Origin of the sequence: Sulfitobacter noctilucae, from assembly GCF_000622365.1 — a bacterium.
GTDB classification, from domain to species: domain Bacteria; phylum Pseudomonadota; class Alphaproteobacteria; order Rhodobacterales; family Rhodobacteraceae; genus Sulfitobacter; species Sulfitobacter noctilucae.
In genome coordinates this window covers 144,881-168,014 of the sequence record NZ_JASC01000004.1, presented here as the reverse complement: position 1 = coordinate 168,014, position 23,134 = coordinate 144,881, and the positions used below count along the sequence as shown (strand labels likewise).

The window sequence follows — 23,134 nt, the reverse complement described above, 5'->3', positions numbered from 1 at the left end:
GGTATGCAAAGCCGTTGCATTGCGAACCGCATCACGAAACCCTTTTCTATGCTTTGGGTTCCAAAGGGGGCAAACAGGGCGCAGGGACATATTCGTCGCCAGCCAGTTCCGGCGTATCATAGGCTTTCAATCGCTCGAACTGCGTCTCGATATCCTCGCTGAAGAAAGCTGCAGCAATGGCGCGGCCCAGGCGTTTGGCACCAACGCTGACGGCAGGAATATCACCCGACACCTTGCCGTGGCTCAGCATCGCAGCATCGTTGAAGCAGTGGATCAACGACAGGGCAGGGCAGGTGCCGGGGGTCTTTTCAAGAAATGTAAAATCGGGCGCAAGGTAGGGCGAAGAACCGAGCGGTCCGTCCTTGGAGAGATGCGCGGGAAAGTCTGCGCGATCCTTCCAAGAGAGCACATGCGGCGCGATCTCGTTCAGGTCGCCGCGCCCGGCAAAATCGTTGCGGAATCCTGTACCCGCAATTACGAAATCGGACACGAAATCCCCGCGGGCAGTTTTGACGCGCAGCTGCCCATTCTTTTCCTCAGCACCCGTCAGGGCGCAGCCGAGGTGCAGGAAGGCATTCGGATGCCGGGTGAACCGCCTGACCGAATGTGCGGGTGGCGGAACTTGCTGATCTGCGGCGTAGTGATGGATACGCAGCTTCCAGTCGTCGGGTACGTGGCCAAGCCCATACTCGGTGCCCGGGCTTGCGATACCGGTCAACTTGTTGATCGCAGGAATCGTCTCGCGCCGGATCAACATGTCGACACGCGCGGCACCTTTTTCCAATGCTGTGGCAGCATTATCAAAGGCTGATGCGCCCGCTCCAATTACGGTGACGCAGCGGCCCTTGAGAGCCGAAAAGTCGATATCGTCGGCACTATGCGCCCAGTATCGGCGGTCCAATTCTTCCAACGCCGCAGGCACTGCACCGCCCCCAAGACCGGACCGGCCGGTTGCCAGAACCACGCGCCTTGCGCGAACCTGTTCCATGCCTTCGGGTGACTTCAGTGTCACCAGAAGCCCGCCGTCATCGCCTTTAAGCCCTGTAAGGCGGGTCTCGTTGCGAATTGGCAGTTCAAGCGCATCGCGGTACCAGCGCAGATACTCCATCCACTGCCCCTTGGGGATTTTGTCGAGGTTTTCCCACTCCTTTGGCCCCCATTGCGCCATGAACCAAGCCTGGAAGGTCAACGCAGGAAGCCCGAGTGCGGGACCGGTCAGGGTCTTAGGTGAGCGCAGGGTCTCCATACGGGCAAAAGTGTCCCATGGCCCTTCAAGACCCATCGGTGCGGCATCAATAGCAAAGCTGTTCGTGATGCCAAGGAATTGCAAGTTGGCAAGCGCGGCCAAGCCGCACATGCCCGCCCCGACGACAAGCACATCTACTACACCGTCACGCGGTGGTACCCAAGAGGCCGCCGGAAGATTGAGAAAGCGCAGGTCTTCTGCCAAGCGGGATTTCAGATCGTCCAGGCTCATGCGCTGTGTCTCGCATTCTGGTGGCGGAAGCGTGCGGTTGCCGTGTCGCAGGTGTAATTCGAGGCGTGCTGTTCGGCCGTGCGGGCCAGATCGCGGACACCGTCGATAATGCGGGAGACTTCGTCTTCGGAGTGCAGCCACGACAGGTTCAGCCGCACCCAACCGGGCTTTTCTATTTCGTGCCCTTCCGCCAGCCGCGAGAAAAGCGCGTCAGATCCGGTTTCGTCGATGCCAAGCAACTGGTGGGCGTAAGGACCCGCACAGGCACAGCCGCCCCGCACCTGAATCCCATGAATGTCTGAGAGCATGCGGGTGAATAGCTGATGATGGACGACACTCGCCTTTCCAACCACACGGAACGACATGATCGGCAGCGCATCCGCACCGGATTGGTCAAGAAGCTGGATCTCGGGCGTGTCCGCCCATGCTTTCAGTGCGCGTTTCCGCAGGTTCCAATCAATAGATTCGATACGCTCTGCCCCCACGGCGTCTTTGACCAGCATCACCAGTGCTGCGCGGATATCGCCGACGACGTTGGGGGTTCCGCCTTCTTCGCGGGCTTCCACGCGGGTCGAATAGTCGTGCCGCCAAGGCGAGACGAAGGAGACCGTGCCGCCTCCGGGTGCCGTCGGCGTGGCGCGCTGTACCAGACTATCACAGACAACCGCGACACCGGAGGCGCCGGGGCCGCCCGGAAACTTGTGCGTTGAAAATACGATTGCGTCCTTCTTGGCCTCTGCGCTGGGGTTCATATCCATTGGAAGGTAGGGTGCCCCGCCCGCATAGTCCCAGATTGCCAACGCACCATAGGATTTGAGCAAGAGTGTGACCGGATCCGGTTCGGTCAGGATGCCAGTGACGTTGGAGGCGGCAGAGAAACTGCCGACGACCAGATCGGCGTCGATTTCTCGCAGGAGGTTTTCGAGATGCACAAGGTCTACGCCACCCAGTGCCCCGGGGCGGGCGACGTGAATCTCGGCTCCGCTTTCCCGCCACGGAAGGATGTTGGAGTGGTGCTCGTAAGGGCCGTGGATCACTACGATCCGTTCGCCTGCTCTGACCCGCTCCTCTAACCGCAGCAGACGGGCAATCCGGTTCAGGCCCGCTGTTGCCCCCGCTCCGGCGAATATAACGTGACCATCAGGTCCGGCGTTGACGAGACGCGCGATTGTTGTGCGGGCTTCTTCCCGCATGCGAGTCATCGCCTCACCTGTGGCCGAGGCTTCGGTGTGGCTGTTGGCGTACCACGGCAGAATTTCGTCCGTGACGAAGGTCTCGATCTGTTTCAACGCGCGACCGGAGGCGACATAGTCCGCATAAAGCAGTCGCTGCGTCCCGTAAGGCGTTTCGAACGGCATATCGCGTCCAATCAGGCCTTCGCGCAGATGGTCGAGAATATCCGGTCGGTCAAGCGCGGCGCGAAATCGTGTGAGTGGTGTCATGGTCATGCTCCGGCTAGTATCAGGTGGCGACTGTCATTTTCTGTATCCCGTACAAACGGTCCGCAACGACGAGCGCCACGACGGCGAAAACCAGTTGCAGGGTCGACAGGGCGGCGATGGAGGGGTCGAACTGATGCTCCATATAGGCAAGCATCACAACGGGCAGCGTATTGGTTTGGGCAGAGCCAAAAAAGTAGCTGACCGGTAGATTATCAAAGGAAGTGAGGAAGGAGAACAGGCTGCCTGCCGCGATGCCGGGCCGGATCAGCGGCAGTGTTACCTCACGGAATACCGTCAGGCGCGATGCTCCGAGTATCTGCGCCGCCTCTTCATAAGCAGGTGGGATAGCGCGGTAGACTGCGGTGACTGTGCGGATCACGTAAGGCAGGCAGATCACCGTGTGGACGATTACCAGCGACAGGAAGGAAACGCCAAAGCCGAGCCGCGACAGGAAGAACAAGGATGCAAAACCGATCACGATCATAGGCATGGACAGCGGAGAGAGCATGAAGGCCGTTATTGCCGTGGCCCAGCCCGAGCGTGACCGCGATAGATACAGCGCCGCCGGCACGCCCAGCAAGCAGGAGGCAGCGGTGGCGATCACGCCAAGTTTCAAGCTGACCCAGAGCGAATTCATGAATGGCTCATATTCAAAAATGCGGGCGAACCATTTCAGTGACCAGCCGGGGATGGGGAAGGAGGCATAGCCCGCCGACGTGAAAGAGATCACGACGACCACGGCAATCGGCAGGATCATGAAAATGAAAAAGGCGATGGTAAAGACCCACAGCGCCCAGTCGGACAACCGCATCTCAGACCCCCTGTCTGCGCAGCAGGCGCAATTGCAGCCACAAGCAGGCCAGCGCGATCACAAGGAGAATTGTGCTCATCGTCGAGGCCAGCGCGAAATCGCGGGTGGTGTTGAACTGTTGATAGATCAGCAGAGGCAGCGTCTGAAAGCCACCACCAAGCAGGACAAGTGTTACGAAAGATCCGTTGGCGATCATGAAGACAAGGATCGCGCCGGTGCCGATGCCATCGACTGTGAGCGGCAGGGTTACTTCGAAAAATGTGCGGATCCGCGATGCACCGAGGACAAGTGCGCCCTCCTCAAGTCGACGGTCGACGCCTTGCAGCACCGACGCGATGGACAGGACGGCAAAAGGCACCAGCACATGGACCAAGGCTGCAATGGCGAGGCCCGGCGTATTCAGCCACCGCAATGGCGTATCAAGAAGCCCCAGATCGGTCACAAGCCATTGGTTCACCAACCCACGGCGCGCAAACAGCACCTGCCAGCCGAAGGTGCGCATGATGATCGACGTGAGAAGCGGCGCAATCAAGAGAAACACGATCAGGCCCGAAAGACGCCCCGCCTTGCGCACCAGCACATAAGCAACGGGATAGGCGATCACGACGGAAATTACTGTGACTGCGGCCGACAGGATCAGGGTTTCGAGGATGACGCCGAGATAGAAGCGGTCGGTCAGAAAGGCGGCATAGCGCGACAGGGTGAACCCGCCGTCTTCCGTCAGGAACGAACGGGCGGAATTGTCTGCAAGTGGCATCACGAAGAATACCGCAAGAAAGATCAGCGCCGGCGCCAGCAGTAGCGCGCGGCGGGCTCGAGCTGAATTTTTTACAGCATCCAACATGATCTCTCTTTCTTCGTTTCTAGAGGTTGCCCCCGCCACCGTAGCGGCGGGGGCGGATGGGGATTACATGCCGATTTCGCGGTTCCAGCGATCGACCCAGTCGTTGCGAACACGGGCGATTTCCGCATAGGGAGGCAGGTTCGCTTCGGACAGCGGCGTGACCCGCGCGGCCAGTTTCTCGCTGTATTCGACCTGCGTGTTCGTCACACCGTAGTTGAGGATCTCCGCGAACTTGGCCTGGTTATCGGCATCCAGAACCTCGTTCAGATAGTCCCACGCCAGGTCCGACGCGTTTTTAGGCTTCTGGATCGCCACAGAAGTGATCGCGCCGCCTTCTTCGGGGTTGATCCAGTCGATCCAGTCCACGCCTTCATCCACGTGGTTCCACGTCCGGCCGTCAAAGTAGATACCAAGATCGGCTTCGCCGGAAGCAAGGTGGTTGAAGAAGTCATTGGGACCTGCCCAGTACACCAGATTGTCCTTCATCTTGGCCATCGCTTCAAAGAAGGGGTCGGTATTGTCGACATCCCCGCCGAGTGCGTTGTTCAGTGCCCAGAGGAAGAAGACAGTGGTCGGGCCGTACTGGATTGAAGGAATTGAAGCGATGAACTCGCCCGCGGCCACGCGATCAACGAAGTCGGCAAAGCTTCGGGGTGGTTCTGCAACCACGTCTTTGTTGTAGGTGATGCCGCCGACGCCGTAGTCGAAATACGTGCCCTTTCCGAGACAAGCATCGGTAAATTCCTGCGGAATGTACGCAAGGTTCGGCAGCTTTTCGACCGTGAAATCATCCATAAGGTCCGCTTCAGCTGCGAGAACAGCGAGGTCGGGGGACATGATCAGCACGTCGAGTGGCGGGTTGTCAGGGCTGGCTTCTACCTGTGCCAGCCATTGGGCGGGACCGCCGAGTGAGACAGTCGCCTTCGCACCTGTTTTCGCCTCGAAGGGCGCAACAAAGCAGTCGCGGACCGCTTGCTCCCAGACACCACCGTAGGCGGTGACATTCAGGGTCTTGCCCTGAGCATGAAGCGGTAGGCCGTTCAGGCCAACCAAGCTGGCAGCGGCGGCGCCAGTGCCAAGAAATTTTCGTCTGTTCAGTGTCATGTGCTCTCTCCGTTGGGTTTGTCGTGTTGGACCGGTTTTCCGGTGCTGTTCAGAGGCTGCTCAACCAGGTTTCAAGACGGTGGATCGCTGTCTTTCGTTGCGTGTCGTTCGCGGGGCTGCGTGGAAAGCTCGAAGGTAGATCCGCAAGCACGGTTTCAAGTATCTCGCGTCTTTGGCTTTGGCGGCGCGATAGCGGCAAAGCCAAGAGGCCTGCGTTCAATTGGTCCATAAGACCGGGCGCGAAGATACTGTCCCACGCGTCGCGCTCGGGTCCAAAAACGGTAGCCGACTTTGGGGATGCAGCTTCGCGCAGGGCCGCCGTGGCTTCAGCATCAAATACGCCGTTGCACAGTACCAGCCCGTAGTCACGCCGTGCGCATTCGGGAGTTACGAAACCGGCCTCGATATCAGCCAGAACGGCCTCGGGTGCCCGCTCGAACGGATTGCCCCAACCGCCGGCCCCCGGCGTGCGGAATGTCACAACGTCGCCAGCGCTGACTTCTAGAACGTCGATTTTGCCCAGGCGGTGTTCACGCGGGTGACCTTCGTTGATGACCAGCGATCCGGGTTTGCCCGGTTGCCCGCCCGATTGTCCCCAAGGGCGGAACAAGAGACGTTCCATGCCCCGCGCCAGCACGTTTGACCCTTCCGTCAGAATACGGAACGACAGTTCCATCCCGCAGCCGCCGCGCCATTCGCCAGCCCCACCTGAATCGGGCCGCAGCCCATAGTGCAGAACTTCGACACCGAGTTCGGCCTCGACCGTTTCCACCGGGTTGTTGGCGAGGTTGGAGATGCCGCTATCGCGGCCGTCCACGCCATCGTGACCTTTGCGCGCTCCTGTGCCCCCAATTAGTGGTTCGACCACCTGCACCGTTCGGCCGCCCGTTGCATTGGGTTCGCTCACAACGATCGGAATCACAGTGCCGGAGGCCGCAGCGGGCATCACGTCCGGCAAGGCCAGCGCAAACGCACCATTCAGTATATCGTTCACGCGGATTGCGGCCGCGTGCCGTACGCCGGTCGCTGCGGGTTCTTCGGGATTCACCAAAGACCCCAGCGGGGCATTGATGCTAAGGGGCCGCAGTAACCCGGCGTTCAGCGGGGCCGAGGGGTCGAGGGTAAGGACCAGCGCGAGCATTCTAAGGGTCAGCCATGCATGGGGGCGACCGCAGGAGGGGATGTTCATCGCCGTCGCGACCTGCGGGTCGGTGCCCGTGAAGTCGAGGTGGATTTTGCCGTCTGCAATCTCGATCGTAACGGCTACGCGCACCGGCAGACGGCTCGCAGCATCGTCATCAAGATAGTCCGAAAAGCTGTACTTGCCCTCTGGAATGCTGCGCAACACGGCTTCGGCCTTACCTGCGGCATAGTCCATCAATGCGCCCTGCGCTGAGCTCAGCTCTTGCGGGTCGTGCTGCCCGAGCATCTGCGCTACGCGTTTGCGCCCCGTTGCCAGAGAGGCGAGCATCGCGTTGATATCGCCCATGTTGGCTTCGGGTGTTCGGGAATTGGCGTCAAGAAACAGGCGTACTTCGTTCGACATCTGCCCCTTGCGTATCAGTTTAACGGGCGGAATCCGCAGGCCTTCCTGAAAAATTTCGGTGTTGAGCGGAGAGATCGACGAGGCCACGCGTCCCCCGACATCGGAGCAATGCACAAAGCACCACCCATAGGCGATAATCTCGCCGTTGTGGAAATACGGTTCGATCATGTGCAGGTCGGGCAGGTGCGTGGCAAGGCCTGTTGATCGGTAGGGGTCATTTGTCAGGATCACGTCACCGGGCTCAAGCGCGCCTTGCAGGGCAATCACCGCCTCGATCGACGGCAGGCATTCCAGCCCGACAAATCCCGAAACGCCGATGGATCGGGGGTAGGCAAAGAAGCGTCCGTCCGCGCCGGCAAGCGCGCAGGCAAAGTCCGCGGTTTCCTTGACATAGAGTGTTCGGCCCGTGCGTTGCAGCGTCAGGCACATCTCTTCTGTCACCGAAGCGAATTTGTTGCCCAGGATTTCCAGCAGTACAGGGTCGAGGCGGGTCATGCCGGTGTCCTCTCGATAATCAGGTTTCCATGCGGGTCAACACGAGCGCCCCAGCCGGGGAGAATGACGGTGGTGGTTTCGGGCTGCTCAACGATGGCGGGCCCTTCCAGCTTTGCCCCGACGGCCAGACCGGCTCGATTGTAGACAGCCGCTTCGCGCCATGCCCCGTTGACGTAGATATCACGGGAATCCTGCGTCGGATCTCCGGTAACCGAAGGAGCCGAGGTCGAAAGCGGTTGTCCCGCACCGATCATGGCCAAACGGATGGTCCCGATTTCGATCATCGCAGCACTGTCGCGAAATCCGTAGATCCGTTCATGTTCGACATGAAAGGCCTCGGCGTAGGTGGCGAGGTTCGCCTTTGCTTCAATCTCCACCCGCAATTCATAGGCTTGCCCTGCATAGCGCATATCCGCTGACCGTTCGGCGCGGCGCTCGGAAATATCGGGCAGCTCTGCATCGAGCCATGCGTTGCCGTCCTTCTGTAACGTCTCGAACGCCGTCTCAGCAGCAGCGGCGCTATCTTCGGTTAGCTCGACCCGAAGCGAACGCACAAAATCACGGCGTAGATCAGCACCGGCGGCCCCCATCGCACAATATGCGCCAGCTGCCTGGGGGACGAGGATACGCTCGATCCCGATTTCCTCGGCAAGAAGGTTGGCATGGGTCGGACCCGCACCTCCGAATGGCAGCAATACGAAATTACGGGGGTCCAGCCCCCGTTCCGCCATCGTGCGGAACAACGAACCTGCCATTCCTGCGGAAGCGACAGATAGGGCCCCCTCGGCGATGCGGGCGGCGGTGTCAGATCCGCGCATTCCGATGCGATTGGCGACGCTTTCTAGTGCCGCACCCGCCGCTGGACCGTCGAGCGGCATGCTCCCACCGCCAAAACTGGCCGGATTGATAAAGCCGCAAGCGATGTAACAGTCTGTTACCGCTGGTTCCGTCCCGCCGCGTCCATAAGACACGGGGCCGGGATGTGCACCGGCACTTTGCGGTCCTACCTTCAGCACCCCTTGTGCATCGGCCCAAATGATAGACCCGCCGCCGGCACCGATGGCGTTCACATCAACCACTGGTAGAGCAAGTGGCAACCCGCCGATATCCGTGCGTGTCGCCATACCTGCCGTCCCATCGGTCGCGACCGCCATGTCCGAGGACGTCCCGCCCATGTCAAAGGTGATGATATCCTGCATACCGGATTGGCTTGCCTGCCGAACGGCGGCCATGACACCGGATGCGGGACCGGACAGGATTGTCTCGACCGGACGGTCAACGGCTGATGTCACAGAAAGCGACCCGCCGTTTGAAGCTGTTACCAGCAATGGTGCATCAACCCCGATGCGTTCCAGTCCAGCAGTAAGCCGGGTGAAATAGCTGCCCATCAGCGGCTGGATATAGGCGTTCAAGCAGGCCACGAGGGCGCGTTCATATTCGCGGATTTCGGGCCAGATCAATGCTGCAGAGGATATCGACAGATCTGGCAATTGATCCGAAAGTGCATCGGCGATGCGCCCTTCAGCTTGGGGATCGGTATAGCCGTTGACGAGCATCAGCGCGGCCGCGTCGATGTCAAGCGCAGCAAGCGCCTTGGCCACACGGTCCAGTTCCTCCGCGCCAGGGTTTCGGGTCAGTTTGCCGTCGTCGTCAAAGCGCGCGTCAATTTCGATCACATGGCTGCGGGGCACCAAAGGCACTTCTTTATCCGCGTGAAGATCGAAAGACGACGGCATCCGGCAGCGTGCGATTTCGAGTATGTCACGAAACCCTTTTGTGACGACGAGGCCGATCCGCGCACCCTTTCGCTGGATGATCGCGTTCAGCCCGATTGTCGTGCCGTGCATAAGCCCGCCCACATCAGCAGGGGACATGTCCTCGCGCTGGAGGAATTTTTCCAACCCTGCAATCAGGGCGCGGGACGGATCATCCGGGGTTGAGGGTTCTTTGTAGAGCGTGACCTTGCCAGTCTGTGTGTCGGCCATAACAAAGTCGGTAAACGTCCCGCCGACATCAATACCGATGCGAAGCCGTCCGGCAGTGCGAGGGGTGGTGTTTTGCATGTCTAACTCCTGCACAGTCAGTTCGCGTTTTCATTGGTGGTCACGATGACGCCTTGATCGACAGGCCAGCCAAGAGGGACCCGATCTCCAGGTGACATCCCGGTATGACCGAGGGAGGCATCGGCCTGCCGGTAGCTCGTGATTTCGACGCCGGTTTCGTCCAGCGCGATGCGATACGCGGCGTAGGATCCACGAAACGAGGCGCTGATAACCCGACCGCTCAGGCCTTGAGGCAGGGCGGCAGCTGCATCGCCCATCATAATACGCTCGGGCCGGACGGAGAGCGTCACCTCGCGTCCCGGTGGAACCTGAGCGGGTAGGGCCAGATTACCTGCAGGGGTCCGAAGCAACCCATCGGTGGTAACGGTTCCTGTAAACAGGTTCGAAGTCCCGAGGAAAGTCGCGACGAAGGCTGTTTCCGGTTTGTCGTAGATATCGTTCGGCGCGCCAAGTTGCAGGATACGTCCGTCTTGCATCACGGCAATTTCGTCAGAAATCGACATCGCTTCTTCCTGGTCGTGGGTGACCAGCAGGGTCGTGATCTCAAGCCGTTGCTGCATCTCGCGAATTTCAAATTGCATGGACTCTCGCAAGGCCTTGTCCAACGCGCCAAGGGGTTCGTCCAGCAACAGAACGCGAGGGTTGATCACCAATGCCCGTGCAAGTGCGACGCGTTGTTGTTGCCCCCCCGAAAGTTGTGCCGGATACATATCCTCCCGCCCGCCAAGCTTGACCATATCAAGCATCCGCCGGACTTCATCCGCCTGGGTTTGTCGGGAGGCACCCATCATGCGCAATCCGAAGGCAACGTTTTCCGCGACGGTCCGGTGTGGAAATAGGGAATAGCTTTGAAAGACCATGCCAAGACCGCGCTTGTTCGGGGGCAGGGGGGTGACGTCCTCGTCGCGGATCCTGATTGTCCCGCTATCGGGGGCATCGAAACCTGCCACCATGCGCAATGTGGTGGTCTTGCCACAACCCGAAGGGCCGAGGAGGGACACAAGAGTACCCGGTGCAACGTCAAGATCCAGATCCTCGACCGCAGTAAGCGAGCCGAATTTTTTGTGGATCCCCGAGAGGATCAGACTTGAAGGGGCGTTGGACATACTGGCTCCGGTCGCTATTGGTAGCAATATTGTAGCGCTACAAATTTTTGTAAAGCGTAATATGTTCTCAAGGGCGGGTTGCTTGCCATATCGCGAAAAACAAAGCATTTTATTGCGTAAAACGAGGGCATGCATGAGCGAAAAATCGAAATTCGCGTCAGGAAAGCTGACGATGCAGGATATTGCACGCGCTGCGGGCGTATCGCCGATGACCGTGTCCAATTGTTTCCGGTATCCGGACCGTGTACGGGAAAAAACACGCATGGCTGTTATGAAAGTGGCGGTCGAGCTTGGCTATGTCCCGAATCTGTCAGCAGGGCTGCTGGCCGCGGGAACCAGCCGCGTCATCGGGGCTGTTCTGCCGTCGATCCGAAACTCGTCGTTTTTCGGGTATGTCGCAGGTCTTCGGCAGGAAACGACAGAACGCGGTCACGAACTCATCACAATGATTGCCGAAACCCCCGAGGAAGAATTGGCAGCGGCCCAGACCCTTTTGGGGTTGCGGGTGGCGGGTATTGCGCTGGTGGCAGGGCCGCACTCTGTGGATTTGCGGTCTTTTCTGGAATTGTCAGGGACTCCTGTCGCCGAAAGCTGGGGTGGGGAGAATGCGGTGGGCAAAGCCGTGGGCTATGATGTCGGGGCGGCAAGCCGTGTCTTGACCAGACATCTGATCGAACAAGGCCATCGGCAGATCGGTTTCGTACAGGTTTCGGGTGGCGGCGGGTTGCGATACAGCATGCGCCTGCCTGCCTTCCGGCAGGAGATGTTTGCGGCAGGATTATCGGACTCGCTGGTCCTGACCGTGCGCGCAGCAGATGGTTTTGCATCGGGACGGCGGATACTCGACGAATTTCTGGCACTTCAGCCCAAACTGGACGCCGTGCTTTGCCCGACGGATGTGGTCGCTGCAGGAGCCGTGTTCGAATGCCAGCGAAGAGGGTTGAGCGTGCCGGGTGATATCGCGATTTCGGGCTGGGGTGACTATGATATCGGGCGCGAGCTCAGCCCTACCCTGACCACGATTTCACCCTTTTCGCACGAGATTGGGGTCAACGCGGCCAGATTACTTATCGATGGCGATACCGGGACCGCCGGAAATTTGACCACGCCCTTTTCTTTGGAATTGCGCGAAAGCGCCTGACGTATCGCCTGTTATAGTTCGCGCTTGGGGCTCAGATCACGCAGGGTATCGTGCGGATTATCCTGCATGAGACTTGGCAAGATAGCCTTCCAGGCGTCGAGCATTGAACGGAAATATTCGGGGTCTTTTTTCAGCACCGTCTGGACGCCCATGCCGCGCACAAGACAAACCGTGAGGTTCAACGCGTCGCGGGTCGCTTGCGGCGTCCCGTCCGCCTGCTTTTCGAACTCCGCCCAGATGCTATCAACTGCGGCGTGAAAATCCTTCACCAATGGGACCATGCGGGCGCGCAATTCTTCGTCCGTTCTGGCTTCGTTGATGAACTCCAGCGAGATGTAGAAGAAACGGCCCGAAAACAACTGCCACAGGAAATCGACAAAGTCATCGAGGCTCAACTCGAGCTGCGCCATCTTGGCGGTAACGGCGCGGATTTCACTGATACCCTCACCTAGCAGTTGTTCCATCGCGGCGATAATGATGTCAGACCGCGTTGGAAAGTGGTGCACAAGCGCGCCGCGCGACGCACCCGCCCGGCGCGCGAATTCAGGTGTCGACGCTGAACGGTATCCCAGATCATAAATCACATCGAGCGTTGCATCGATCAGGTTCTTGCGCATCACAACGCTGCGGGATTGCGCCGGTTTTTCCCGGTTTGGGGTGTGATCGGTTTCTTCTACCATGGGGCCTCCAGTCCGGCTGTCACTTGCTGTCTTGTCAATAGGCAAGTGACGGAAGCCAAAGCGTTATGATCGGAAAGGCAATGAGAATGATCAAAGTGAGCATATCCATTGCCAGAAACCAGGAGATCCCCCTGAAGATTTCCGGCAAGGTGACACGGTTATTCAGCGCCCCGTTGATCATATAGACGTTCAATCCAATGGGCGGTGTGATCAACCCGATCTCCAGCAACTTGATAACGATGATCCCGAACCATACCGGATTGATGCCGGCCTCGTTCACCAGCGGCACAAGAATGGGCAGCGTCAGCAGGAGCAAACCGATGCTGTCGATAAGCATTCCCAGCACCAGGAAGATGATCGTGACGGCGAGCAAGATCCACCATGTTTCGGTACTGACGGACAGGATCGCATCAGCGAACGCGCGCGGAAAACCGGATAGCGCCAGAAAGCGGGTGAAAAAGAGCGAGCCGATCAGGATAAAGAAGATCGAAGCGGTGGACACCACGGCCTGGGAAACGGCTTCGAATATTGCCTTACGGGTGAGCTTGCGCCGCACGATAGCGATGATAGTGGCGGCGAAGGCTCCCAGGGCACCTGCCTCTGTCGGTGAAAAGATGCCCGAAAAAATCCCGCCCAGTACCACAAGGATGAGCGTTGGCAGGGGCCAGACATCGCGAAACGCCTCGCGCCGTTCTTCGGCGGTTGGGTTGATCTCTACATTGCCGGCAAGGGAAGGATTGAATTTTACACGAATAACGATCATCGCCATGTAGATCAGCGCCGACAGCAAGCCCGGCAGGAAACCGGCCATGAACAGTTGACCCACAGAGACCTGCGCATAGACCCCGTATAGGATCAGCAGGACAGAGGGCGGTATCAGGGATCCGAGTGTGCCGGATGCGGCGATGGTTCCTGTGGCAAGCCCGCGGTCATAGCCGTTGTCCAGCATTTCTGGCACGGCCATGCGCGACATGGCGGAAGCGGTCGCGACCGATGATCCAGAGGCCGCAGCAAAAAAGGCGCAGGCTCCGACAGAAGTAATCGCCAGACCACCGGGCAGTCGGGAAAGATACAGCCTGAGGGCGAGGAATAGGCCACGGGTCATGTCCGTCGAGGAGCAGATGAACCCCATCAGCAGGAACATCGGGGCGGCCGACAGTTCCCATTGGCCGACGTAATCAAAGGGTGTGGCCGAGACCATGCCCCATGCGACATCCATGTTGAACATGATGCCAATGCCAAAGATCGATACCAGACCAAGCGCCAGTCCGATTGGAATGCGGATCGCGATCAGAAGGAGGGCTAGGACAACACCCGCAATCCCGATATCCAGGTTACTCATTCGGGAAACTCCAGTACTTAAAGTGGGATCGCATCAAAGTGCTTCCCGTGTTGTGATGGCTCTTAGCAAGTTGGCGATAACGGCAAGAAACGCGCCTGCGAACCCGATTGGCAAGGCCCATCGTGCGGGCCAAATCAGGAAACGAAAGTTGCTCATTGCTTCTTCTTGGCGCTGTGTCGCACGGATGGCGTCAACAAACGTTTGCCAAAACAGCATTCCAAAAAACACGAGCGCAAGCAGACAGGCAAAGATATAGAGGCCGAGTTGCACCGATTTCGGCATCTTTTGCGCAAAGAGATCGACGCGGATGTTTTCGTTCTTGAACTCGACATAGCCGAAGGACAGGAACACCAAGCCGACCATATAATAGTAAGACACCCATTCAAGTGTGCCGACGATCTGTCCGTTGACAAAGTAACGGACCCCGACATCAAGAGTGATGTGTAGCATCATCAGCATCATGACCAGACAGGCAGCGGTGGCGATGGCGATATTCAACCAGCGGATGGCACCTATAGCGTACTTCATCACGACAATCTTTCGATATTTCGGTTTGCGATAGAGCCTGCCGGTTGCGCAAGGCAGGCGGGATCGAAATGGGCCGGCGCAATGCACCGGCCCTTTGTGATCAGTTCACACCATAGGTGCTTGCATCGATTTTGCTAAAGATTTCCTTCATTGCGATCTCTGTCAGCGCGTCTTCGTCTTTTGGATCGACACCATCGAGGAGATCGGACCACTTCTGCATCGTGGCTTCGAAATCGCCAATAACCCCTTCAGGATCGGAAAGGCCGTAATCCGTACCGGCTTTTTCGACAGCCGAAGCGGAAGCGCGGTCACGGAATTCAGCAACATGCTCGGCCAGATCCTGTTCAGGTTCGTAAACATTGCCACCAGCGGCTTTCGACGCGGCGAGACCTTCTTCCACTTTGTTGCCATAGGCGATGACGATTCGGGCCATTGAACGCGCGGATGCCTCCATCAACGCTTCGCGCTGTCCGCTCGTAAGTCCCTCCCAGAAGGCTGTGTTGAAACCCCATTGGGGCCCTGCGTAATACATCCCTGTCGACAGAAGCGTGGTGTGCTCGGCAACTTCGAGCAGCGACCGATCCACAAGATCACTGGCCGAATTCGTTGCACAGTCAAGGGAGCCGCGCTCAAGCCCGGTGTACATTTCGCTCGACGGAACGTTTACCGGAATGCCGCCGGCTTCCTCGACCCAGATCGAAACGGCCGAACCGGCAGTTCTGATCCGTTTGCCCTTCATTTCGGCAAGGTTGCGTACGGGGCTGGAACACATCAGAACATAAGGCGGTGTTGCGAAAGCGCCAAGATAGACGACCTGCTGGTCTTTCCACTCTTTCAGTTGAGCTTCATTGTTCATCGAAAAATCAGCGACTGCAAAGATTGCGGCCACCGGATCGGAATAGGCAAACCCCAGTTCCTGAACAGAGTTGGCAACCGGAAGATCGGACGGCGTGTAGACCGCAGCGTGGTGTGCGACCTGAACCACGTTGTCCTGAATCCCCTGAAGAGCGGCGCGTGGTGCCAGCAGAACGGTGCCGGTAAACACCTCAGGTGCCAATTCTCCGCCAGAAAGTTCCTTGACCAGCTCGGCCCAGCGTACATAACCCTCGCCCGACATCGGCACGGCGCCGTCATAGAAGCTATTGGCGATGAAATCGGTCTGCGCAGAGGCCGCTCCGGCAATGAGGCCGGCAAGTGCCGTTGATAAGATCAGTTTTTTCATTTTCTTTTCCCTGTTGGTTGGTCGTCTATTTGGTCTGCACCGTGGCGCAGATGGTTAGATTGTTGAGGTCAGGCTTGACCGTTCTCATGGGCCTTCGACATTTCCCTGCTACGCTGGCCGGGCAAGCGGAAAAGGCCCGCAAACATGGCGCAATTATCAAAGTTGAGTGCGGGATATGTTGCCCAAGTGTTCATCAGAGGGAGGCGGCTTTTTTGATAGCCTTACCGTCTTTCATGATGAGCGGCATATGCGCGCCCTGACCCGTGAGCAGATTGAGATCGTTCAACGGGTTGCCGTCGACGGCGATGATATCTGCGAACGCGCCCGGTGCGATGGTGCCGATCTGGCCTTCCATGCGCAGCACTTTTGCCGCGTCGGTTGTGGCAGAGCGGATCACCGCATCAGCAGGAAGGTACTGCCCGCGCAACATGAATTCACCCGACTGTTCGGTCTGCATACCACCCAAAAGATCTGATCCGTACCCCATGGTCACACCGGCGTCGTACATCTTTTCCAACCGCTCAAGACCTGCCTCGCGGACGTCGGCAATCTTGGCTACGGATTCTTCCGGCAATCCGAATTCAGCGCCGGACTTGGCAAGGACGTCATACGTGATGTTTGTGGGGACCACCGGAATACCTTCCTTTGCGATACGCGCGATTGTCGCGTCCGAAATCAGGTTCCCATGCTCGATACATTCAAAGCCACAATCAAGAGCCCGCACAATTGCCTCGTCGGCGTAAAGGTGGCCGGTGGCATAGGTGCCGAAATTTTTGGCGATCTCGACCATCGCTTTCAGTTCCTCGACCGAGAATACGAGGTAGCCTACAGGATCTGACGGTGACGAGACGCCGCCATCTGCCATAACTTTAACAAATTGCGCCCCGTTCTTGATCTCTTCGCGTGCGGCACGCTGGACTTCGGGGATTCCGTCGCAATTGCGACCCATTGCGCCGAGGCTCTGCGCGTACCAGCTGACATCGCGGTTGTCATAGGGCCCGCGATAGTCCGTATGACCTCCCGTCTGTGACAGGGCCTTGCCGCAAATCACCAATCGCGGTCCGACCAGTGCACCTTCTTCTACGGCAAGCTGCAATCCCCGGTCTGCACCGCCAAGATCACGCACCGTTGTGAAGCCGCGCATGAGCATATTGCGCATCAGGATGCCGCTGCGTGCTGTGACCAACGATGGCGGAAGCGATGCATTCAGCCCGAGATTTGCAGTCGTGGCGATGACGTGCACATGGCAGTCGACCAACCCCGGCATTACGGTAAGCCCGGACAGATCAATGGTTTCGTCGGCATCGGCTGTGACATTCGCACCGACCTCACGGATGATCCCGTCTTCGATCACGATCCCCATCGGATCTGTTGGTTCGGTTGTCGTGCCATCCACAATGCGGGCATTCTTGATAAGCGTCAGGGTCATCTAGGTTCTTTCTATCCGATGGAAGGCTGTTTGCGTCCATGTAGGTGTTTCGGGAATGAGGGGAGGCGGGAATGGTGCTCGGCAGGCGAATGATCACCGCAGTGTGGGACACCTAGCGTTCCGGTCACCTCGCCATCCCGCGCGATATCTGGATTGAGGCTCACTATGGCTGGTGTCTTCCCATCGTTGGGCTGCTTGTCGTCGTCTTGAATCAGCACATCTTCACCCAGTTGCTCAGGTGGACAAGCTTGCGCTCAAATAAAAAACAGTCAAGCCTGTTTTTTTTCTTAACCCACCGGGGAAGCCGTTAGGCGGTCTTGCGCGCGGCAATCTGGGGTGCGTTGATTAATTTTTCAGCACCCCTCAAGTGAGGGGCTGCTGTTGCGGAAGTGTGAGGTACATCTAAATTCTTAGATGCTTCGCCCAGTGATTTTGGGACCAAGGAAAGACGGGTATGAGCTAGGGAGTTAAGTTTGCAGATGAGTACAGACAAGATACTGTGACGCAGTTGTTTGGAGGTTGGATATGCGTTGAGCGAAGTGACTGAACCGCTAAGGATGGTACTCAGTCGCTTCACACTTGGAAGGCTCAGTTTGCGAAGTCTCTACGGAACAGATCAGCGATTGCTGAACAGGACGGCGAGATCAAACGGCTGAAGCGCGAGCTAGCCGCAGTCACCAAGAAGCGCACCGCTTTAAAATCCGAGCGCGTACCTCGTGCGCAAGCCTCAGGTAAGAACGCGTTCATTGAGGTTCATCGGGCAAGGTTTTCTGTACGTTCAATGTGCGGTGTGCTGGATGTGTCTTTCAGCGGGTTCTATGCATGATTCATAGAACCGTTAAGCATATGCGCGCGTGAATTTGCGCAGCAGACAATGCTAATCCGCGAAGCTTCGACAGAGAGGGGGAACGTCTATGTCTATCGGAAGCTGACCGATGATGTATGCTCCTATCGACAGATTGCTTTGCAATCGCCTGCCGGGCAATGAATATGGGCGAGGCCTGCTCCGAGTACCGAGAGGCGCGACTGGCCAGCCTTGCAGACAGCATAGCACAGATCGGATACAAGCGTCGGGCTGGTCGCTACGGCGGAAAGCCTACTGCCGTCAATGGTAGCAAGCTGGGTCGTCAACTTTAGATCGATGCGCCTGATCGCTTCTAGGTTACCGACATAACATACGTTAGAAGCCACCATGGTTGGTCTTATCTGACCGTCGTAATTGACCTGCTCTCAAGGCGGGGTGTTGGATTGTTCGTGCAGTCACGAATTGCAACTGGCCTTGCCCGAAAGGCACTATTGGCGGCTGTTTAGCGGCGCAAACGGAAGCAAAATGCCATAATCCACTCAAACCAAGGTTCTCAATTTATCGACGGGGAGTAAAAACCTTCCTAAGCTAATACAATTTGGTCGCCAGCCTTCTTGGCAGAAGGCCCTGCGTGCGCCTGCCAGGCAAGACCTAAGCCGCCGTGGTAAGTGCCATCGCAATGCGGTCGCAGAATGCGTCTTCCAGCTTTTTAAGCGAGAGCACATTCGGCGGCAGACGTATCTCACACGCGACACTGCAAGGCAGGATGTGTTCGATTACACTGAGATGCTCTACAATCCAGCACGCAAGCACACGAACATCAGCATGCTACCACCGGTCAGCTATGAAATGAAACAGCAGGAAATGAACAGGCAGGCACCTACGAAACTAGGGCCAACTCGATTCTGTGTCATTTAGTCAGCCCATGGATGTGGCTTTGCTCTTAGCAACCCATCCTTCTTCAAATCATTCGCCTGTTCAACATAAGAGCCCCAGAGTGGCTACCTGACCGCCGCCAAACCGACCACTTTTTCTACTGTCCGTTGGATAAACTTGCGATCCCTTGAGCCTTGCGCGCGATCCCGATATTCGGTGTGCATCTTCTTGACTGCATTGGAATTGCCATGCCCGTGACCCTCGATGCTTCCACCCCAGATTTCGACGCGGCCTTTACAACGCTTCTCTCCGCAAAGCGCGAGGACAGCCCTGATGTGGACGCCACCGTAGCCGACATCATTGCGGATGTGCGCAGCCGTGGTGATGCCGCCGTCATTGAGCTGACGGCGAAGTTTGACCGCATCACACTGACCCCGGATACCCTGCGCATCACCGAGGGTGAAATTGCAGCGGCAGCCGATCAGGTGGCCCCTGAGGATAAAGAAGCACTTGACCTCGCAGCGGCCCGGATCCGTGCTTATCACGCCCGTCAATTGCCCGAAGATGCGCAGTGGACGGACGAGGCGGGCGCAACCCTTGGCTGGCGGTGGACGCCTGTCTCGGCGGCGGGTCTTTATGTGCCGGGGGGGCTTGCCAGCTATCCTTCCTCCGTTCTGATGAATGCGATCCCGGCCAAGGTTGCTGGCGTGCAGCGCCTTGCGATGGTGGTGCCGACGCCCGATGGGGTGATGAACCCGCTGGTGCCGTTGGCGGCCCATATTTCTGGCGTGGATGAAATCTACCGCATCGGCGGCGCGCAGGCGGTGGCGGCGCTGGCTTACGGCACCGATACGATTGCGCCAGTGGACAAGATTACAGGGCCCGGAAACGCTTTCGTCGCCGCTGCCAAGCGTCGCGTTTTTGGCAAGGTGGGCATCGACATGATCGCTGGTCCCTCCGAGATCCTTGTGATCGCCGATGCTGACAACGATCCTGATTGGATCGCCCTAGATCTGCTTTCGCAGGCCGAACACGACGAAAGCGCACAGTCCATTCTCATCTCCACGGATGCGGATTTTGGCCGCGCCGTGGGGGAGGCTGTGATGAAACGGCTCGAAACCCTCGACCGCCGCGCAATCGCGGGGCCAAGCTGGCGTGACTTTGGCGCGATCATCACGGTGCCCGACCTCGACACCGCCGCCGCCCTGTCAAACCGGATCGCACCCGAGCACCTTGAGTTGTGTGTGGCCGACCCTGACGCCCTGAGTGCCAAGATCACCCATGCGGGAGCAATTTTTCTGGGCCAATGGACGCCGGAAGCCATTGGTGATTACATCGGCGGCCCGAACCATGTGCTGCCCACGGCCCGATCGGCGCGGTTCTCCTCAGGGCTTTCGGTTCTTGATTTCATGAAACGCACCACGCTGGCACGCATGACGCCGGAAGCCCTGCGTGCCATCGGCCCTGCCGCTGAACGCCTTGCCACATCCGAGAGTCTGCAAGCACATGGTCTGTCAGTCACCGCGCGCCTCGACAAACTCAACCGCTAGGCATTTCGATTCACCATGCTGCGCCGCGGCATTGCTTTGCTGCTCGCGCTCGCGTATCGATTACGCGAACGTTTTAATTCAAAAGGCTGCGACCTATGTCCCGCATTAGCCATATCAGACTTGACGACGCAGGCCTGCCGCCTCCGACGCCCGAAATCGAGCAGGAGCGCAAGGTTGCGGTCTTTGACTTGCTTGAGGACAATACGTTTGTGATCCCGTCGCGGGATGACCGCACACCGCCACAGGGACCGTATCATCTGGGCCTGTCAATTCGTGACAAGCGTCTGGTATTCGATGTCGAAACAGAAGCCGCCGAAAAAGCTGCCGAGTTTCACTTGTCGCTCGGCCCCTTTCGTCAGGTTGTAAAAGACTACTTTCAAATCTGCGAGTCCTACTTTGATGCGGTGAAAAAGCTGCCGCCCAGCCAGATCGAAACCATCGACATGGCGCGGCGCGGTATACACAACGAAGGTTCGCGTGTTTTGCAAGAGCGCCTTGAGGGCAAAGCCGAGATTGACGTTGACACTGCACGCCGCCTCTTTACGCTAATCTGCGTTCTTCATTTCGGAGGCTGAGTGCCTGAAACACTCCCCCAGTCGGTGCTTTTTTGCTGTGATCATAACGCAGTACGCTCGCCCATGGCCGAAGGGATCATGAAGAAATTCTACGGCACCGACACCTATGTGCAGTCCGTGGGCGTGATGAACGACCTTGAGATTGACGGCTTTTCCATCGCGGTCTGCGCGGAGATGGAGGTGGAATTGTCGCGCCATCGCAGCCGCAGCTTTGATGAGATGGAACAATGGGGCGACGACCTGTCATCCTTTGATCTGGTGATCGCGCTCTCTCCTGCCAGCCAGCGTCGTGCGCTTGAACTTACACGCTTTTTTCATCTGGATGTCGAATACTGGCCGATCTTGGACCCTACTGGGCTGGGCGAAAGTCGCGAAGCCAAACTGGTGCAATTTCGTGCCGCCCGCGATCAGATCGTGACACGGTTGCAGGATCGGTTTGGCCCACCGCTCGCGGAGTGACAACAGAACACGCTACGGTGGGGCCTTTTCGCGTCTAACCTGTCAAACCCGCGCACAGACCCGTGAGGCCGTCTGACCGTAAGCCTTCCAAGCTGCCCAAAACTCTCTGTTGCTGGCGTTGTTGTCCTGATTTTGTCGGACTTGCTGAAGCGCATGGGGGTCTCTGAAATACTTTGCTCCGCGCCGCTGCTGGGCAGCGGACAATTCCTGATTGGCCACCGCTTGGACGCAGCCACATCTGGACTGCGTTGCCGCTCTGCGATCGAGGGCCTGACAGGCTTTCTGGATCGGGCCAGTGGCATAAAGCGACGGTGCCACATACCCCCTTGTAACATTCGATGATCCACCGCCGCAGGCGGCCAATCCCAATACCGCCCCAAGGGCGAAACCTAAACGTATCATGCGCGCTGCCTATTCTCGAACCGACGGGGTTTGCCCCTTGGGTGGTCCTGTTTCTGCCTCTGCAAACCAGTATGCAGGATTTGATGCGAGGGATCAAATCACGAAATAGGGCGGCCTTGGGAAAAGGATTGTAGCAGCGACGCATAAGGTCAGATCGGGGCCTTGAGGTGCCTTAGCGCCAGCCCGACTTCATCCAGCAGAAAGTCGATGAAGGCACGTACTTTGGCGGTCAGCACATTGGACTGGGGATAGATCAGCCAAAGCCCCGCGGCCTCGTCAAGCGCGTAGTCCGGCAGCACGCGCGTAAGAGCACCGCTTTGCAGTTCATTATGAACGCTCCAGAGCGAATTGATCGAAATGCCCGCACCGGCAATCGTTGCAATCTTCTGGCTTAGCCCGTCGTCAAAGACCAGTTGCCCCCTGGATGCTTTGGGGGCGAAGATTGCTTGGTCACCCTGTGCGCTCCTCAGCGGCTTGTCTGCGAGGTTACGAAACGCGATCAGACGGTGATTTTGCAAATCGGCAGGCGAACTTGGCGTGCCGTGGCTGGCGAGATAGTCCTGCGAGGCACAGAGGATCCGCGTGTCATCGGCCAGCTTGCGGCCCTTCAAGCTCGAATCCGTCAATTCCATATTACGCAGCGCTAGATCAAAGCTGCCTTCGATAAGGTCGAACTGCGTATCCGATAGCCTTAAGTCCATGGTAATATCAGGGTAGAGCGCCAGAAACTTTGGTAAGATCGGCGCGATATAAAGTTGGGCGAATGTACTGGGCGCTGCAAACCGCAACTTTCCGCTGATGTTCGGCTGTGTCCTGCCAAGCGCGGCAAGGCCCGCATCCTCCTGCGCCAGCATCTCTTTCGCAAAGGGCAGGAAATCAGCCCCCTCTACCGAAAGCGACACCTTGCGTGTGGATCTTCGAAACAGGTCGGCACCCAACAGGTTTTCCAACTTTGCCAACCGCGCGCTGGCAACGGCAGGTGCCATTCCCAAGGATCGGCCCGCCGCGCTGATGTTCAATTTCTCTGCGCAAAGGACAAAGAGTCTGACGCTTTGAGTATCCATGTCATTATCTTCCATATCGAAATTATGAATTCCGCAGGGAGCATCTTATGCGGAACTGAAAGTTAATCTAAGTGTTGGACAACGCACAAGCCACCACATGGCGATTCACCTGCGCGGGAACGCAGCAGGCACGGAAACAACGATGAGGCAACCGGCAGAGGTATCCTCCCAGC

The 23,134-nt window shown here is 58.0% G+C and carries 18 protein-coding genes and 1 pseudogene; 5 read left to right on the top strand and 14 right to left on the bottom strand.

What is annotated here, in order from left to right; genetic code table 11:
- Positions 1-46 precede the first annotated feature (46 nt).
- The 8 genes from Z945_RS0105050 to Z945_RS0105015 form a co-directional block, all read right to left on the bottom strand.
- On the bottom strand, positions 47-1,477 hold the full coding sequence (locus Z945_RS0105050; protein ID WP_025051027.1) for an NAD(P)-binding domain-containing protein: 1,431 nt from the start codon (positions 1,475-1,477) through the stop codon (positions 47-49).
- Positions 1,474-2,919: an aminotransferase class V-fold PLP-dependent enzyme gene (locus Z945_RS0105045; protein WP_025051026.1), complete on the bottom strand. Its 1,446-nt coding sequence runs from the start codon at positions 2,917-2,919 to the stop codon at positions 1,474-1,476. Before Z945_RS0105045 ends, Z945_RS0105050 begins: the two co-directional genes overlap by 4 nt.
- Before the next feature lie 19 nt (positions 2,920-2,938).
- Positions 2,939-3,730, bottom strand: coding sequence for an ABC transporter permease (locus tag Z945_RS0105040; protein ID WP_025051025.1), 792 nt, complete (start codon positions 3,728-3,730; stop codon positions 2,939-2,941).
- 1 nt (position 3,731) lies between these two features.
- Positions 3,732-4,574, bottom strand: a complete 843-nt coding sequence (locus Z945_RS0105035) for an ABC transporter permease (protein WP_052862604.1) — start codon at positions 4,572-4,574, stop codon at positions 3,732-3,734.
- Positions 4,575-4,637: 63 nt separating this feature from the next.
- The gene (locus Z945_RS0105030) at positions 4,638-5,678 is read right to left on the bottom strand and encodes an ABC transporter substrate-binding protein (RefSeq protein WP_025051023.1); all 1,041 of its coding nucleotides are present in this window, start codon (positions 5,676-5,678) and stop codon (positions 4,638-4,640) included.
- A gap of 49 nt (positions 5,679-5,727) precedes the next feature.
- Complete coding sequence (locus Z945_RS0105025; RefSeq protein WP_025051022.1) at positions 5,728-7,719, bottom strand: hydantoinase B/oxoprolinase family protein; 1,992 nt, start codon at positions 7,717-7,719, stop codon at positions 5,728-5,730.
- Complete coding sequence (locus Z945_RS0105020; RefSeq protein ID WP_025051021.1) at positions 7,716-9,782, bottom strand: hydantoinase/oxoprolinase family protein; 2,067 nt, start codon at positions 9,780-9,782, stop codon at positions 7,716-7,718. Before Z945_RS0105020 ends, Z945_RS0105025 begins: the two co-directional genes overlap by 4 nt.
- Positions 9,783-9,799: 17 nt before the next feature.
- Positions 9,800-10,888 carry an ABC transporter ATP-binding protein gene (locus Z945_RS0105015; protein ID WP_025051020.1) on the bottom strand — a complete coding sequence of 363 codons (1,089 nt, stop codon included), beginning with the start codon at positions 10,886-10,888 and terminating at the stop codon, positions 9,800-9,802.
- Positions 10,889-11,021: 133 nt separating this feature from the next.
- Here Z945_RS0105015 and Z945_RS0105010 point away from each other — a divergent pair, with 133 nt between their 5' ends.
- On the top strand, positions 11,022-12,029 hold the full coding sequence (locus tag Z945_RS0105010) for a LacI family DNA-binding transcriptional regulator (RefSeq protein WP_025051019.1): 1,008 nt from the start codon (positions 11,022-11,024) through the stop codon (positions 12,027-12,029).
- An 11-nt stretch (positions 12,030-12,040) separates the two neighbouring features.
- On the opposite strand, the gene Z945_RS0105005 is transcribed toward Z945_RS0105010, so the two are convergent.
- The 5 genes from Z945_RS0105005 to Z945_RS0104980 form a co-directional block, all read right to left on the bottom strand.
- Positions 12,041-12,709, bottom strand: coding sequence for a TetR/AcrR family transcriptional regulator (locus Z945_RS0105005; protein WP_025051018.1), 669 nt, complete (start codon positions 12,707-12,709; stop codon positions 12,041-12,043).
- Between the two features lie 34 nt (positions 12,710-12,743).
- Complete coding sequence (locus Z945_RS0105000; protein WP_025051017.1) at positions 12,744-14,051, bottom strand: TRAP transporter large permease; 1,308 nt, start codon at positions 14,049-14,051, stop codon at positions 12,744-12,746.
- 33 nt (positions 14,052-14,084) lie between these two features.
- On the bottom strand, positions 14,085-14,579 hold the full coding sequence (locus tag Z945_RS0104995; protein WP_025051016.1) for a TRAP transporter small permease subunit: 495 nt from the start codon (positions 14,577-14,579) through the stop codon (positions 14,085-14,087).
- A 100-nt stretch (positions 14,580-14,679) separates the two neighbouring features.
- Positions 14,680-15,801, bottom strand: a complete 1,122-nt coding sequence (locus Z945_RS0104990) for a C4-dicarboxylate TRAP transporter substrate-binding protein (protein ID WP_025051015.1) — start codon at positions 15,799-15,801, stop codon at positions 14,680-14,682.
- 193 nt (positions 15,802-15,994) lie between these two features.
- Positions 15,995-17,230, bottom strand: a complete 1,236-nt coding sequence (locus Z945_RS0104980) for a metal-dependent hydrolase family protein (RefSeq protein WP_025051014.1) — start codon at positions 17,228-17,230, stop codon at positions 15,995-15,997.
- A 499-nt stretch (positions 17,231-17,729) separates the two neighbouring features.
- On the opposite strand from Z945_RS0104980, the pseudogene Z945_RS21020 reads away from it, so the two are divergent.
- The 4 genes and pseudogenes from Z945_RS21020 to Z945_RS0104965 all read left to right on the top strand — a co-directional run bounded on the left by Z945_RS21020 (position 17,730) and on the right by Z945_RS0104965 (position 21,495).
- Positions 17,730-18,953, top strand: a pseudogene (locus Z945_RS21020) (IS3 family transposase).
- A 206-nt stretch (positions 18,954-19,159) separates the two neighbouring features.
- Entirely contained in the window at positions 19,160-20,461 is a 1,302-nt protein-coding gene (gene hisD, locus Z945_RS0104975; protein ID WP_025051013.1) for a histidinol dehydrogenase, read from the top strand.
- 95 nt (positions 20,462-20,556) lie between these two features.
- Complete coding sequence (locus tag Z945_RS0104970; RefSeq protein ID WP_025051012.1) at positions 20,557-21,036, top strand: UPF0262 family protein; 480 nt, start codon at positions 20,557-20,559, stop codon at positions 21,034-21,036.
- The gene (locus Z945_RS0104965; protein ID WP_025051011.1) at positions 21,037-21,495 is read left to right on the top strand and encodes an arsenate-mycothiol transferase ArsC; all 459 of its coding nucleotides are present in this window, start codon (positions 21,037-21,039) and stop codon (positions 21,493-21,495) included.
- Between the two features lie 551 nt (positions 21,496-22,046).
- Here Z945_RS0104965 and Z945_RS0104960 read toward each other — a convergent pair.
- Complete coding sequence (locus Z945_RS0104960) at positions 22,047-22,961, bottom strand: LysR family transcriptional regulator (protein ID WP_025051010.1); 915 nt, start codon at positions 22,959-22,961, stop codon at positions 22,047-22,049.
- Positions 22,962-23,134: the final 173 nt, after the last annotated feature.